The sequence below is a fragment of the Flavobacterium sp. KMS genome (assembly GCF_000813005.1).
Taxonomy (GTDB): domain Bacteria; phylum Bacteroidota; class Bacteroidia; order Flavobacteriales; family Flavobacteriaceae; genus Flavobacterium.
In genome coordinates this window covers 107,446-122,992 of the sequence record NZ_JSYP01000007.1, presented here as the reverse complement: position 1 = coordinate 122,992, position 15,547 = coordinate 107,446, and the positions used below count along the sequence as shown (strand labels likewise).

12 protein-coding genes and 4 tRNA genes are annotated in these 15,547 nt (G+C 34.2%); 9 read left to right on the top strand and 7 right to left on the bottom strand.

Annotation, left to right across the window (positions count from 1 at the left end; genetic code table 11):
• The first annotated feature begins 301 nt into the window (after nucleotides 1-301).
• Nucleotides 302-1,009: a class I SAM-dependent methyltransferase gene (locus tag OA93_RS08925; RefSeq protein ID WP_039112827.1), complete on the top strand. Its 708-nt coding sequence runs from the start codon at nucleotides 302-304 to the stop codon at nucleotides 1,007-1,009.
• Between the two features lie 116 nt (nucleotides 1,010-1,125).
• Here OA93_RS08925 and OA93_RS08920 read toward each other — a convergent pair whose 3' ends face one another.
• The 4 genes from OA93_RS08920 to OA93_RS08905 all read right to left on the bottom strand — a co-directional run bounded on the left by OA93_RS08920 (nucleotide 1,126) and on the right by OA93_RS08905 (nucleotide 4,134).
• Nucleotides 1,126-2,106 (bottom strand): zinc-dependent alcohol dehydrogenase family protein, encoded by a 981-nt coding sequence (locus OA93_RS08920; protein ID WP_039112825.1) that lies wholly within the window; start codon nucleotides 2,104-2,106, stop codon nucleotides 1,126-1,128.
• Nucleotides 2,107-2,114: 8 nt separating this feature from the next.
• On the bottom strand, nucleotides 2,115-2,393 hold the full coding sequence (locus OA93_RS08915) for a putative quinol monooxygenase (RefSeq protein ID WP_039112824.1): 279 nt from the start codon (nucleotides 2,391-2,393) through the stop codon (nucleotides 2,115-2,117).
• A 2-nt stretch (nucleotides 2,394-2,395) separates the two neighbouring features.
• Nucleotides 2,396-2,998 (bottom strand): NAD(P)H-dependent oxidoreductase, encoded by a 603-nt coding sequence (locus OA93_RS08910; protein ID WP_039112823.1) that lies wholly within the window; start codon nucleotides 2,996-2,998, stop codon nucleotides 2,396-2,398.
• Nucleotides 2,999-3,147: 149 nt separating this feature from the next.
• Nucleotides 3,148-4,134, bottom strand: coding sequence for an aldo/keto reductase (locus OA93_RS08905; RefSeq protein WP_039112822.1), 987 nt, complete (start codon nucleotides 4,132-4,134; stop codon nucleotides 3,148-3,150).
• 120 nt (nucleotides 4,135-4,254) lie between these two features.
• Between OA93_RS08905 and OA93_RS08900 the strand changes: the two genes are divergently transcribed.
• The gene (locus tag OA93_RS08900; protein ID WP_039112821.1) at nucleotides 4,255-5,097 is read left to right on the top strand and encodes an AraC family transcriptional regulator; all 843 of its coding nucleotides are present in this window, start codon (nucleotides 4,255-4,257) and stop codon (nucleotides 5,095-5,097) included.
• Nucleotides 5,098-5,301: 204 nt separating this feature from the next.
• Here OA93_RS08900 and OA93_RS25260 read toward each other — a convergent pair whose 3' ends face one another.
• From OA93_RS25260 to OA93_RS08880, 3 genes are all read right to left on the bottom strand, one after another.
• Entirely contained in the window at nucleotides 5,302-6,246 is a 945-nt protein-coding gene (locus OA93_RS25260; protein ID WP_205625775.1) for a hypothetical protein, read from the bottom strand.
• 98 nt (nucleotides 6,247-6,344) lie between these two features.
• On the bottom strand, nucleotides 6,345-7,106 hold the full coding sequence (locus OA93_RS08885; protein ID WP_039112820.1) for a C40 family peptidase: 762 nt from the start codon (nucleotides 7,104-7,106) through the stop codon (nucleotides 6,345-6,347).
• Between the two features lie 66 nt (nucleotides 7,107-7,172).
• Nucleotides 7,173-8,351 (bottom strand): acetyl-CoA C-acyltransferase, encoded by a 1,179-nt coding sequence (locus tag OA93_RS08880; protein ID WP_039112818.1) that lies wholly within the window; start codon nucleotides 8,349-8,351, stop codon nucleotides 7,173-7,175.
• 239 nt (nucleotides 8,352-8,590) lie between these two features.
• Between OA93_RS08880 and OA93_RS08875 the strand changes: the two genes are divergently transcribed.
• From OA93_RS08875 to OA93_RS08845, 7 genes are all read left to right on the top strand, one after another.
• Nucleotides 8,591-8,674: transfer RNA gene (locus OA93_RS08875), tRNA-Ser, on the top strand.
• Nucleotides 8,675-8,692: 18 nt separating this feature from the next.
• Nucleotides 8,693-8,767: transfer RNA gene (locus OA93_RS08870), tRNA-Pro, on the top strand.
• Between the two features lie 31 nt (nucleotides 8,768-8,798).
• Nucleotides 8,799-8,872: transfer RNA gene (locus OA93_RS08865), tRNA-Arg, on the top strand.
• A 117-nt stretch (nucleotides 8,873-8,989) separates the two neighbouring features.
• Nucleotides 8,990-9,063 (top strand) — tRNA-Arg (locus OA93_RS08860).
• A 401-nt stretch (nucleotides 9,064-9,464) separates the two neighbouring features.
• On the top strand, nucleotides 9,465-12,209 hold the full coding sequence (locus OA93_RS08855; protein ID WP_039112817.1) for a substrate-binding domain-containing protein: 2,745 nt from the start codon (nucleotides 9,465-9,467) through the stop codon (nucleotides 12,207-12,209).
• Nucleotides 12,210-12,433: 224 nt separating this feature from the next.
• Nucleotides 12,434-13,768, top strand: coding sequence for a sugar porter family MFS transporter (locus tag OA93_RS08850; RefSeq protein WP_039112816.1), 1,335 nt, complete (start codon nucleotides 12,434-12,436; stop codon nucleotides 13,766-13,768).
• Nucleotides 13,755-15,362: a glycoside hydrolase family 32 protein gene (locus tag OA93_RS08845; RefSeq protein WP_039112815.1), complete on the top strand. Its 1,608-nt coding sequence runs from the start codon at nucleotides 13,755-13,757 to the stop codon at nucleotides 15,360-15,362. The genes OA93_RS08850 and OA93_RS08845 overlap by 14 nt, the downstream gene beginning before the upstream one ends.
• Nucleotides 15,363-15,547 lie beyond the last annotated feature (185 nt).

Here is a 15,547-nt window from a genome sequence, read left to right as displayed (position 1 = left end):
TTTATAATTTCTTGATATTTATACCAAATAAAGTGATGTTCTGGGGAATTATAATAGGATTTAATTCTTTGGCTTGAGCCAAAAAATATTTTAGATGACGTAGTTTTATAAATTTGGTGTGCATTGATGAATTATGAAACAAGTATTTTTGAAGTATATATCAAAAGAAGACTTTTGAAAAAAAATGTTTCACGCAGATTTGGCAGATTGAGCGGATTATTTTTTTAGCCACTCCAGATTAAAAAGATTTTAATATCTACGATTATCTGCTTAATCTGCGTGAAAACCTAAAACAAAAATTATGGAAAAATCAACTACTAAAGAAATTAGGGAACGTTTTGATAATGATGTCGAGCGATTTTCAAATTTAGATACGGGTCAATTATCTACAATTGATGCTAAAATTTCGTTGGAACTTATAACAGAAGCTTCTAAGAGAATTGTTCCTAATGCAAAAAACATCTTGGATATTGGTTGTGGTGCAGGAAATTATACGTTGATGATGCTTTCGAAAGTTTCGGATTTAAATTGCACTTTGGTTGATTTGAGTAAACCAATGTTAGATAAAGCTTTTGAAAGAGTGTCTGATGAAACTAATGGAAGGGTAGAGGTGAAGCAAGGTGATATTCGTGAAGTCGAATTACAGGAGAATCATTATGATATTATTTTGGCTGGAGCAGTTTTGCATCATTTACGTGATGATCAGGATTGGGAAACTACATTTACTAAGATATTTAAACTATTAAAACCTGGTGGATGTTTTATGATTTCGGATTTAATTACCCAAGATACGGAGTTGCTAAATGAATATACTTGGGAAAGATATGGTGATTACCTAGAAGGTTTAGGAGGAAAAGAATATCGTAAAAACGTATTAGATTATGTTGCCAAAGAAGATTCGCCCAGATCGATGAATTACCAGTTGGATTTAATGAAAAAGGTAGGTTTTAGGAGTGTCGAAATCTTACACAAGAATATGTGTTTTGGTGCTTTTGGCGGGATTAAATAATCTAAAAAAAGGCTTTAGCAGAATCACTATAGATTCGGCTAAAGCCTTTTTTATTATTGTTATTAAACAGTTGGTTAAAACCAACGACAAGTCATGGAAATTGAAGACCTATAAATTTAAACGATATCTACAACAATTCGTCCAGTAGAAGAACCATCGCTCACTGCTTTATGGGCTTCGATGGCATTGTCTAAAGTGAATTTTCGAGGATCGATAAGAGGTTTTAATTTTCCTTCTTCGAATAATTTTGCAGCTTGTGTCAGGATATCACTATGATGTTTTCGTCCTTCGCCACTGATTGCTGGATGTAATACAAAAACACCATGAAGACTTGCTGAACGTAGCGAATTTGTTGCAAGGGTATGTGTTCCAAAAGCATAACAGCTGCTAATTTGACCATAATGACGAATGGCTTTAAATGAATCGTCAAGAGATTGACCTCCAACGGTATCATATATAATATCAAAACCTTTTCCGTCTGTGTATTGGTTTACATAATCCTCGACTTGAGTGGTTTTGTAATCAATAGGCGTTGCTCCATACGATTTTACAATATCTTCTTTTTGTTTAGAAACTGTTGCATAAACGTCTGCACCTAGAGTTTTGGCAAGTTGTACCACAATGTGTCCAACTCCACCAGCTCCTGCATGTACAAGGACTTTGTCTCCTTTTTTTACTTTTGCTCTGTCGATTAAACCTTCCCAAGCTGTAAGTACTACTAGCGGAATTCCGGCAGCTTCTTTCATGGTTAGGTTTTTTGGTTTTATGGCTAACAAATCAGCATCGACAGCGGTGTATTCTGCTAGAGTTCCTTGAAGTCCTAAAACACCTCCTGCTAGCCCGTAAACTTCATCACCAACTTTGAACTGGGTTACACCTTCGCCAATTGCTTCGATTACTCCCGCAAGGTCTGTACCTAAAATAGCTGGTAATACTGGCGATGCATATGGAGAAACTCCAATTCTGATTTTGTTATCGATTGGGTTTACGCCGCTTGCGTGTATTTTAACCAATACTTCTCCTTTTTTAGGAGTTGGTTTTTTAATATCTGTACTTACAAATTCAGATTCGTAAGTATTTATAAAAAGTGCTTTCATCTTCTTGATTATAGTATTTGCACTGTTTTGTAAACTTGAATTGGTGCTGAAAGTAAATTTTCACTTTTTGTAATGAACTCTAGTAAGAAAGGTTGATTGTCGTGTATGTCAAGATCTGATTGGTCTTTCCATTCTTCCCAAATGATAAAAACATTTTCGGCGTTGTGTAAATCGTAACGCACACAAGCGTCTTCTTTTCGGGTTTGATTTACCAGATTTTCAACCAAAGTTTTTACTTGTTCTATACTTTCTTTTTTACTTTTAATAATGGCTGTAATTGAAATCATGATTATAAGGTTTTAAAAGTTTGTTCTAAATGTGTAGTATATTCCTGCTTAAAGATACCAATATTTTCGGCAGTAGCGCCTTTTTCGACATCATGAAAATGGAATCCATCTAATTTTTGCATTCCTACAAATTTATTCATTTTGTGAAAACCGAACATTACTCCATCATCTACAGATGTTTGTTCGAAGAATTCTCCGGGAAGTGTAAATGCTGCTGCGGGAGCATTCCAGCTTGTGGTTAGCATATATTTACGCCCGTGTAAAAGTCCGCCAGTTCCGTAATTAATGTCTGGATTTGTTCTGGTTCTACCGTCACTTTTGTAAATTCCTTTATTGTGTCCTGCTGTAAATACGTCGTCGATGTATTTTTTGAAACCATTTGGTACCTGAAACCACCAAACGGGTGTGTGATAAATGACGACATCTGCCCAAACGAATTTTTCAACTTCTTGATCCAGATCGAATTCTTGTTTTATATCGGTTGTTTTTATTTCGTAGTTTTTACTTTTTAGGTATTCGATTGTCCAATCGGTAACGGTTTGATTGAATCTTCCTCCTGAATGAGCAAAATTTTGTCCGCCGTTAATAATAAATATTTTTTTCATTTTTTAATCTTCTAATTGCATTATTGGTTTTGTGTGAGGGGGAGCAGCGGTATCCTTTTATTTTTTTCCTTTAAAAAATAAAAGATTTAGCGGATGACCCGACCCCGCTTTCGAGGTTTCGAGAGTGCGGGGTCACACCCAAATTTTTTTTATTTTGTTTTTGAAATTGCCTGATTAATAAAATCAAGTTCTGATGCTGATAAATCGAAATCCATTGCTTTTGCGTTAGAAATTGCTTGTTCGGCATTTCGAGCACCTGCTAAAACTATTGTAATTCCTTTTTGTAATGTTGTCCAACGTAAAACTAATTGTGCTAATGTTGCATTTTTGGCATTGGCCAATGAGCTTAGTTCTTCGACTAGTGTTTTTACTTTTACGAGGTCGAATTGGTTAAAATATCCATTACGATGGTCGTTGTCTTTTAGTTTACTATCGGTAAAATATTTTCCAGTAAGCAATCCTCTTTCCATTGGGCTGTAAGCAATAATACCAATGTTTTCAGCAACTGTTAGTGGAATTAAATCGGTTTCGATACTGCGATTAAGCATGCTGTATGATACTTGATTTGATGCTAATTGTATTGTTTTTTGTGCTTCTTGAATTTGAGCTGTACTATAATTACTAACTCCGGCAGCTCTTATTTTTCCTTGTTGGATTAATAGTTCCATGGCTTCCATGGTTTCGCTAATGGGTGTTGTTGCGTCTGGCCAGTGTATTTGTAATAAATCGATATAATCGGTCTGAAGGCGTTTTAAGCTTTCTTCGACTTCTTTTATAATGTTGTTTTTGGAAGCGTATTTATATACAGGGATTTGTTTTCCGTTGTCTTCGGCATCAAAAAAGAATTCTCCTTTTCCGTTGTTGCTTCCGTCCCAAACTAGTCCAAATTTAGTTAGTAGTTGTACTTTTGTTCTGTCTTGTGTTTTTAGGGCTTCGCCAATCATTTCTTCGCTTAATCCAAATCCGTAGAATGGAGCGGTGTCTAATGTTGTTACTCCATTATCGATTGAGGCGTGTATTGATGCTATTGAATCTTTCTTTTCGTTTCCGCCCCACATTGTACCACCAATGGCAAATGCGCCGTATGTAATTGCTGATAATTCGAGTTCTGTATTGCCTAATTTTTTATATTCCATGATGTTGTATTTTGATGCTTAAAATTTGTTTGGCAAAATTATACTGTTTTTAAGACTGTTAACTTGTATATGTTTGTGTTTTTTAGGTATATTTGCAAACTCAATTAATTAAGCGGTATTATGAAGAAAGAAAATTTATACGAACCTTTTACGGTTTCTTTTGAAACTCTGGATGAATATCCTGATGTTGGAGACCGTCATAATTTCTTTGAATTGGTTTATATTTTGGAAGGAACGGGTTCGCAATGTATCAACAAGAATATTTTTGAATACGATGCTGGACATATGTTTTTACTAACTCCTGAGGATTGCCATAATTTTACGATTGAGACTAAAACGAAGTTTTTCTTTTTGAGATTCAATGATATTTATTTGAAAAATTCTAGTTTGCAGAATGAGAATATTCAGCGTTTGGAATATATTTTACAAAATGCCAATCATCAGCCTGGTTGTATTTTGAAAAATGATGCTGATAAATGTTTGGTAAAGGTGATGATTGAAGCTATTTGTCGTGAGCATCAGGATAAAGATGTTTATAATAAGGAGTTGATTCAGCAATTGGTGAACACTTTAATTATTATTGTTGCCAGAAATATTGCGAAGTATTTGCCGGAGCAGGTAAATATTGGGTGTGAGGCTAAAGCAATGGATATTTTACAATATATTCAGAATAATATTTACTATCCTGAAAGAATAAAAGCAGAATCGCTAAGTGAATATTTTGGGATTTCGAATACCTATTTAGGGCGTTATTTTAAGAAACATGCCAATGAAACCATGCAGCAATATATTAGTAATTATAAAACGAAACTCATAGAGCATCGTTTGCAGTTTAGTGATAAACGAATTAACGAAATTGCGTATGAATTTGGTTTTACGGATGAAAGCCACTTTAATAAATTCTTTAAAAAACAAAGAGGGAATAGTCCTTCGGAATTTAGAAAAGTGATACGTCTTAATTAAATAAGGTGATTTGTACTGAAAAGTTAGTCTCGAATTGAACTGATTTTTACAAATTTATTACAATTATCCATCCTGTTTGTCATTTCGACGCAGGAGAAATCTCCATGAGAAACTCCATAATCTTTGGCGAGCTACTAGCGAAGATTTCTCCTGCGTCGAAATGACAATGTTGTGTGAATCTTTGCGTCCTTTGCAGTAAAACAATTAGTTTTTCTTTAAATCTTCTTCTGCTGACCAAGTTGAGAATGCAGTGTCAGCACCGCCTATTTCTATTATTTTGTCTTTATGTGTCATTACGCCCAATCCGTGTTCCTGATCCCAAGAGCAAGAAAACATATAACCAATGTATGGAATATCATCTTTAAATACGGATGTTATATAAAAAGTAGATGGGGATAATAAATCTGCGAAATCTTTTATTTGAGATATATCTGGCATGAAATCTTGTTTTTCATCCTCTGGATAATCATAGATTTCTTGTAATTCGGGGTATTTGCTTAAAAGCTCAGAAAGGATGCTTTCTAGAATTCTGGTCTGGTTGTTTTGTAAATATTCTATTCCGTTATTGTGTTCTGTAGAATGTTCTTCAATTTCATCTGAATCCTCGTCTAATATAACGTAATCTAGTGTTTCTTCGTTTTCACTAAAAAATAACTGCCAATCTTTTAGGTTGATTGTGTTGTAATAGATTTCATCATCTTGTTCCTTTTCTGGAAGCTCTTTAGGGTTTTCAAGATGTTTATTGAAAAACTCAAAACAAAATGGCGCTCTGGTAAATAGATATTCTGGGTTTTCTTTATAGGATAAATGAAGGTATTCTAATGCTTTTTCTTCGTTACCGCATTCTAAACAACATTCGCCATTATAATAATTGTTTATGTAATCTGGGTGTTTTTGTGATAGGGAATGAAGGTTCATCATATCCAGCCATCTTTGCATATTATTATAGTCTTGTAATCTTATATATTCATTTATCATCCTGCCAATAAAAATACTTCCCTGATGGATGTTGTATTTTTCATCGTCAGCCTGATGCCATTTCTCTTCGATATAATTAATTAAATCCTGAGATGTTAATGTGTTTTTCTTCAGTGAATACTTATCTAAAAAATTATCAATTTCTGCGATTATTTCTGGTGCATTTGACATTCTAATTGTTTTAAGTTTAGTCTGATTTTTGTACGTAAGTTGCTTAGGCTATGTATAAACTAGCTATGAAGTTTCTGTAATTTGTAAAGGAAGAAATATTAGATAATCTTTTTGATAACACGCAGTTTATGAGTGTGTCTGTTTGTTTCGGGATTGTAAATTCCTAAATGGTCTAAACGGTCAATTCGTACTTTTCCACTGGCGTGAATGATGTAGTTGTTGTCCATGATTATACCTACGTGCGTGATGTTTCCTTCTTCATTGTCAAAAAAGGCTAAATCGCCTGCTTCGCTTTCTTCAATAAAACTTAAAGGAGCTCCTTCTAAAGCTTGTTGCGATGCATCGCGTTTAATTTTATATCCGTTTAGTTTGTAAACCATTTGTGTAAAACCAGAGCAATCTATCCCAAAAGGAGTTTTCCCTCCCCAAAGATATGGTGCATTCTGGTACATAAAAGCGGTGTTTATTAAACTTTTCTTAGGTTTTATACCGCTGGTTTTTGTGCCTTCAAATTCAAAATTTGAAGTGTTTATCTCGCTATTGTTCAAAAAGGTTAGTGATGCACCAAGCGGAATAGGTAATAATAAATTATTTGGTGACGTGATATAGTCGATTAAATCGGCATTTAGTATTTGTGCATCCGAAGATAGTAAGTTATAATTTGCCTCGGATATTATTTGGTATTGTTTGGAATCGACCCAACCTTCGTAATCGTCGAATTGGATTTTAATTTTAGACCATTGATTTTGCTGTTCCAGAATCTCAAAGTGTTCTCCAAATAAAACTTGGGTAACGATTTCGCTTCTATCACTTGGTTCAAATCGAACAGGCACTATGGCTAGATTACAAATTCCGAACATTTAAGGTGTTTTATGAGTTAAGAATCAGGAGTTATTATTATGTAATAACTCCTGATTGATATTTATTTATGCTCTTTCGATAACAATTGCCGAAGCTCCACCACCACCATTACAAATAGCTGCAGCACCAATTTTGGCATTGTTTTGTTCTAAAACATTGATTAAAGTTACGATAATTCTAACTCCTGAACAACCTAGTGGATGTCCTAATGAAACGGCACCACCATTTACGTTTACTTTATCGTTATCTAGATCTAATATTTTTGAATTTGCTAATCCAACAACTGCAAAGGCTTCGTTGAATTCGAAATAATCTACATCGCTTATTGAAATCCCAGCTTTATCTAATGCTTTTGGTAATGCTTTTGCCGGACTTGTTGTAAACCATTTTGGTTCTTGTGCAGCATCGGCATAGCCTTTTATGTAAGCAAGCGGTTTTAAACCTAATGCAATTGCTTTTTCTTCTGACATTAATACTACAGCAGCTGCACCATCATTTATTGTTGAAGCGTTTGCAGCAGTTACAGTTCCGTCTTTGGTAAAAACTGCATTTAATGAAGGGATTTTGTCTAACTTAACATTAGTGTATTCTTCGTCTTTTGATACGATTATCGGATCTCCTTTTCGTTGTGGTACGGCAACTGGAACAATTTCTGAATCAAATTTTCCTGCGTCCCAAGCTTTTGCGCTTCTTTCATATGATTGAATGGCAAAATTATCTTGATCTTCTCGGCTGATGTTATATTCAGACGCACATAAATCAGCGCAAACTCCCATTGCGTTGTTATCGTAAGCATCTGTCAAACCATCTTTTTGCATTCCGTCAACCATTGTAGTTGGACCAAACTTAGTTCCGTTACGCATTTGTACATAATGTGGAATCAAACTCATGTTTTCCATTCCTCCAGCAACTACGATTTCGGCATCGCCACAAGCAATTGCCTGAGCACCAAACATTACTGCTTTCATTCCTGATGCGCAAACTTTGTTTACAGTTGTACAAGCTACTTCATTAGATAATCCAGCAAATAAAGCTGCCTGACGTGCTGGAGCCTGACCAACTCCTGCCTGTACTACGTTACCCATGAATACTTCATCAACTAAATTTGGGTCTAATTGTATTCTCTCTAAAGCTCCTTTAATAGCGACAGCACCTAATTTTGGGGCTGAGACTGTAGATAATCCTCCCATGAAACTTCCGATAGGGGTTCTAACGGCAGAAACAATAACAACTCTTTTGTTCATTTTCTGTGTGATTTAGTTAATGAAGCAAATTTAATGTTTATTTAAACAAATTCAAATTTTGAGTGTTTTGATTGTGTTTTTAAATTATTAGTAAAATTTATATAATTCTATTTGTTTGATAGTGAAGTGCTTTTGAAAAAAGATGAAAAAATATTGAAAAAAGTCTCCGAAATACTTGTGAGATACGGAATGATGTCTTAGATTTGCAACCGCAAAACAGAACACGTTTCTTGAGCGTTGGAGAGGTGCCAGAGTGGTAATGGAGCAGTTTGCTAAACTGTCATCGAGTGATCGGTGCCAGGGTTCGAGTCCCTGTCTCTCCGCGATTAAAATTTTGCCTTCGGGGTGTAGCGTAGCTCGGTTATCGCGCCTGCTTTGGGAGCAGGAGGCCGCAGGTTCGAATCCTGCCACCCCGACAAAAACTTTCCATTGAGTTTTAAAACAAATGGAGGCATAGCTCAGCTGGATAGAGCACCTGCCTTCTAAGCAGGCGGTCGAAGGTTCGAATCCTTCTGCCTTCACACTAAAACCCGCTAAATTAGCGGGTTTTCTGTTAAAATACAAGGACGTATAGCTTAGCTGGATAAAAGTATGCTTATTTTGAATAAGTTAAGTCTAGGTTAAGTTAGAAATAAAATGGAGGCATAGCTCAGCTGGATAGAGCACCTGCCTTCTAAGCAGGCGGTCGAAGGTTCGAATCCTTCTGCCTTCACGAAAAACCACTCAATCGAGTGGTTTTTTTTGTTTATATGAAATTTTGAACTCTTCTGTGTTAATAAAACTGGTTAGATGTATTTAAATTTTTTCATTTTTGAGCTTTTTGTTTTATGCTTATTAATTTTTATTTAAATTAATTTATTTCAAATCAAATTGATGTTTTTTTTGAATGCCCTTCTAGAGTTGGTAACAGGTTTTTAATCGTTTGGTATTTTTTGTTTACAGATATCTGATAAGATTTGTGTACATCAAATAAAAGTTTAATTTTACCCAATTATATATTGCCTTCCCGCTTGTCAGTACAAAATAATCCTTCCTAATTATTTTGACAGGTTGTTGGTCTAAGAAGGTATTTATTTTTGAAACTCATTTTCATTTACATAAACTCATAATTTCATGTATTCACTTGTAAAATATATTTTGCTGCTTTTTTTAGCATCATTAAGTTTAGTTTCCTGCAGTCAAAAACAAGGAGATAAAATAAAGGTTGGATTTTCTCAGGCTATGACTACAGATGATTGGCGCAAGCAAATGACGAGCTCAATGAAAATTGAAGCATCATTACGCCCTGAAGTCGATTTAAAGATTAGCGATGCCAATAATAATGTTGGGAAACAAATTGAAGATATCGAAAGGTTTATAGCTGATAAAGTAGATGTAATTATTGTATCACCAATTCAATCAAAACCCTTAACTGCCGTTGTAGAAAAATCGATAAGAGTTGGAATTCCGGTTCTGGTAGTAGACCGCAAAATTGATGGCGAAAACTACACTGCTTATCTAGGAGCTGATAATATCGAAATAGGAAGAATTGCTGCCAGATACATTATTTCGCACAGTAAAGGGTCTGGTAGAATTATTGAAATTACTGGTGCAAGCGGCTCATCGCCGGCATATGAACGCAGCCTTGGATTTGATCAGATTATTAGAGAAAATAAGCGTTTTAATGTTGTAAGTGTGATTCACGGCAATTGGGAAAAAGAATCCGTTAATGCACCATTAAAAAACATTCTTTTACAAAATCCTAACATTGAATATATTTTTGCCCATAATGACCGCATGGCATTGAGTGCTTGGGAAACGGCCAAAACTGTAGGGTTAGAAAATAAAATAAGATTTTTGGGTGTCGACGGATTAAATTCTGTCAATGGCGGAATCGAATTAGTTAAAAGTGGGGTTTTAGACGGGACTATTTTATACCCGACAGGAGGAAACGAAGCGTTGAAACTGGCTTTGAAACTGGACAATAAAGAACCAATTTCTAAAAATAATATCCTTAATACCATTGTGATTGACCACAATAATGCTGAAATTATCGAAAACCAAATGGATAAAGTCGATCAGCAACAAGTAGTTATTGAATCACAGCAAGGAGCAATAAAAGTGCAGGAAAGAGAATATGCGTCGCAGAATAATCTGGTAAGGTTACTGAGTTTTTTCTTAGTGATTATTTTAAGTTTGACGATTTACAGTATTTATTCGACGATTTCGATTTCAAGAAAGAAAAAACAACTAGAACGTATCAATCAGACTGTAGTAGATCAAAATAATGAAATTCAGGAAATGGCTAAAGTTGCTGAAAAAAGTAACGAAGCCAAATTGAATTTCTTTACTGGGCTGTCGCATGAATTTAAAACCCCTATAACGCTTATTATGAGTTATGTGGAGTCGTTAATTGAGAATGAAAAAATTAAAGGAACGACACTTATTGATGAAGTAAAACTCATACATAAAAATTCGAACAGATTATTGCGATTAATAAATCAGTTGTTGGATTTTAGAAAAATAGAAGAGCAAAAATTTACGTTAAGAGCTTCAAATACTAAGATTTATGATTTCACTAGTGAAATAATGATCAATTTTAAAGGAGAAGCAGTTCGTAGAAATATTGATTTTCAGCTCATTTGTAAAAATAAAAATCTGGAGCTTTTTATCGATAATGGATTGATGGATAAAGTGTATTTTAATTTGCTTTCTAACGCTTTTAAGTTTACACCAGACAACGGAAAAATTATTATTTCGATTGTTGAAAATCAAGATAATACTGTTAAAATTAGTTGCAAGGATTCCGGAATCGGAATTCCTGAAAATGAAATATCTAATGTGTTTAGTCCCTTTTTTAAAGCTTCAAATAATAATAAAAATAGTTCAGGAATCGGACTTCATTTATCTAAAGAATTTGTGCTTTTGCATCACGGTACTATCGAACTAAAATCGAAGCAGGGAAGTGAATTTGTAATCACTTTATTAAAAGGAAATAGTCATTTACAGCCTTCAGAAATACTAAATAAAGCCGAAAATTTAAATATAGGTCCAAATTTAATAACAGATAATTTAGATATAGAATCGGATTTAAATGATGTACATATCATTTCTAACGCAGAGAAACATTCAATTTTGATTATAGAAGACAATAATGATTTGGTTACTTTTCTAAAAGCTAAATTATCAAATGAATATATCGTTCATACTTCTGACGGAAGCGATGCTATTGAAAAAGCAATGGAAATAGTTCCAGATATCATCATTTGCGATATTAATCTAGTCGATAAAGACGGTTATGAAATTAGCAAAGAATTGAAAAAGGATTTACGTTCTTCTCATATCCCAATTATTATTTTAACAGCGCAAAGTAATAAAGAGTCAGTATTAAAAGGATTGCAGAGCGGTGTAGATCAATATCTTACCAAGCCTTTTAGTCTTTCTATTCTAAAACAATCTATTTCGAGTTTACTTTTCAATAGGGAAAAACTACGTTATTATTATACCAATAACATTTATCGCATCGAACCTGAATCAAAATTTGGTTATCAGGAACAAACTTTCATTACCAAAATGAATGATATTATTAAGATGAATGTCGAAAACCCTAAATTTTCTGTTGAGGATTTGGCAGATAAACTAAGTGTTTCCAGAGTTCAGTTGTACCGTAAAGTAAAAGCAATTATTGGTATAAATATTAGTGATCATATTAATAATGTCAAATTAGAGAAAGCTGCAGAGCTTTTAAAATCAAATGAGATGAATATTTCTGAAATTGCGTACTCACTTGGGTTCTCTACTCCAAACTATTTTTCTACTGCTTTTAAGAATAAATTTGGAATTTCGCCAAAAGAATACAAATCCTCTAATTCAAATTAGTAGAAAAACGTATAATTTCATGTATCAATTTTGTATTAAATGTAACAAAATCGAAACTACACGGTTTTCGTAAATTAATTTTAATTTACATAAGAACTTGTGAATGAGTCGCTTGACTTTAAAGTATCAAACCATCAATAATTATAGAATTTAATTGTAACATCATTAAAAATAAGTTGTTTTTTTTGCGAATATCTTAGCGACAAGTTTTTAATACATCTACAATGAATAAGATATTGATTTGGTCTATTACTGCTGCACTAGCAGGTTTTCTATTTGGTTTTGATACCGTAGTTATTTCTGGAGCTGATAAACAATTACAGCTTTTATGGCATTCATCTGATGCTTTTCACGGATCTGTTGTTATGGCAATGGCATTGTGGGGAACTGTTATTGGAGCTATTTTTGGAGGGATTCCGACCAATAAAATAGGACGTAAAAAAACATTGTTCTGGATTGGAATTTTATATTTTATTTCTGCCATTGGAGCCGCTTTTGCAAATGACCCTTATGTTTTTGCTGCTTTCAGATTTATTGGAGGTTTAGGTGTTGGAGCATCCACTATTGCAGCTCCTGCCTATGTGTCTGAAATTGCTCCTGCTGATAAACGCGGCCGATTAGTAGCATTGTATCAGTTTAATATTGTATTGGGAATTTTAATTGCTTTCATATCAAACTATTTTTTAAAAGATGTAGGAGAAAATGCCTGGCGTTGGATGGTAGGTGTTCAGGCAATCCCATCTGTTATATATATTCTTTTTATACTTACAATTCCGGAAAGTCCAAGATGGTTATTGTCTAAAAATCGTGATGAAGAAGCCCGAAAAGTCTTGTTTAAAATTGATCCTACTGCAGATCTTAAAGACATCATGGATGATTCAAGAGAAAATGGAGTTACCAAGCATGAGAATATTTTCATGAAAAAATACCGTTTTCCATTAATGCTGGCTTTTTTTATTGCATTTTTTAATCAGTTTTCAGGAATTAATGCCTTTTTATATTACGCACCAAGAATTTTTGAAGAAGCAGGTTTAGGACAAAATACAGCTTTACTGAGCAGTATCGGAATCGGAATAACCAATCTTATATTTACTTTAATCGGAGTTGCATTAATTGACAAATTAGGAAGAAAGTTGTTAATGTACATAGGTTCAATTGGATATATTATTTCCTTAGGATTGGTTTCTGCTTCATTTTATTACAATTGGGGGGGATTATCAGTACCTACTTTTCTTTTCTTATTTATCGCATCACATGCTATTGGTCAGGGAGCCGTCATCTGGGTTTTCATTTCAGAAATTTTCCCAAATCACATTCGCGCCTCGGGACAAGCTTTTGGGAGTTCAGTACACTGGGTTTTGGCTGCGATTATACCTTCTTTAATCCCAATGTTATTTTCAGAAATTGGACCGGATGTAGTATTCTTAATTTTTGCATTGATGATGGTGCTGCAATTACTCTTTGTCATTTTTATAATGCCAGAAACTAAAGGAATTTCTTTAGAAGTATTAAGTGAAAATTTAACCAGAAAAAAAATAAAAAAACATGAAATCAATTAAACATCTACCGCTGGCATTTTATAGTGCAATCGTACTTTCAATAGGAGGTTGTAAACCGTATTCTGCTGTTGCGCAAACAACTGCTGTTTCGGTATCAGCTCCAGCTGAGGAAAATATGTACCGTCCTAATTTTCATTTTACACCAAAAAAGGGTTGGATGAATGATCCTAACGGAATGTTCTATGCAGACGGATATTATCATTTGTTTTATCAGCATTATCCTGAAAAAAGTGTTTGGGGCCCCATGCATTGGGGGCATGCAATTAGTAAAGATTTAATTAAATGGAAAGAGCAGCCAATTGCACTTTATCCTGACAAAGACAAATACATTTTTTCTGGAAGTGCTGTTGTAGATACACAGAACACTTCAGGTTTAGGTACCGGAAAAACAGCTCCAATTGTGGCGATCTACACGCTACATGATATGACAAAAGAAAAAGAAGGCAAGATTGATGTTGAACAGCAGGATATTGCGTATTCGAACGACAACGGTTTTACATGGCAGAAATTTGAGGAAGGAAATCCTGTCTTGAAAAACCCCGGGATTCGTGATTTCCGTGACCCAAAAGTAAACTGGGATGAAACTCATAAACAATGGATCATGGCTTTGGCAGCACAGGACCGAAATCAATTTTATGCGTCTAAGGATCTTAAAAGCTGGAACTATTTATCTGAGTTCGGAAAAAATATTGGTGCTCACGGAGGTGTTTGGGAATGTCCTGATTTCTTTGAGATAAAAGTAAAAGGAACCAATGAAACCAAATGGGTTTTAATTCAGAATTTAAATCCGGGTGGCGCCAACGGAGGTTCAGGAACACAATATTTTATTGGTGATTTCGACGGAACAACTTTTACGCTTGAATCTAATTTTGCTAAAAAAATAGCTATCGAAAAAGCGGCGTGGCTGGATTACGGAAAAGATAATTATGCAGGTGTGACATGGAATAATGTTCCTGCTGCAGATGGGCGACGATTGTTTATAGGATGGATGTCAAATTGGGATTATGCACAAGAAGTTCCGACACAATCTTGGCGAAGTGCTACGACAATTGCACGTGAACTTGAGGTAATCAAAAAAGGAAATGATTACGTTTTAATCAATAATCCTGTAAAAGAAATTAATAAATATATTACTAAAACAATAAAAGTTAAAAGCCTGAAAGGAAAAGGGAAAATATCGATTGCTGAAGCAGGAAAAATCGATCTAACAAAGGCTATAATTAATTTTAATATAAAAAATCTTAAACAGGATACGTACACATTTACACTTTCGAATGCAGGAGGAGAATCGTTGACTTTCGGGATTAATAATGCAGATCACAATTTATTTGTGGATCGTTCGAAATCTGGAAAAATTGATTTCTCGGATAAGTTTGCTTCAACGATAACTAAAGCAGCTTTAGACGGAAATCAAAAAGAAGGTGTCTTTAAAATCATTTTAGACAAAACATCGATTGAAATATTTTACAACAATGGCGAAAAAGTAATCACTGAAATCTTTTTTCCAAACCAGCCTTATACCTCTTTTTCTGTTTCTTCAAACAGTGGGGTTGAGTTGAGTAATTTAGAAATTAACCAATTAAATATAAATTAATATAATTGATTTCAACACATAGAAATATAGATTTTGTACGCTAAAAAAGTAGGCGTTTCACTTGTTTAAATTCACATGGCTATGTGTGAGAAACGTGTTTCTTTTTACTCTCTTTCAAAAGAAAGAAAACTATGTTTTTATGTGTTAAGCAAAATTTTTTGGAACGATCGAATTAAGTGATCTCG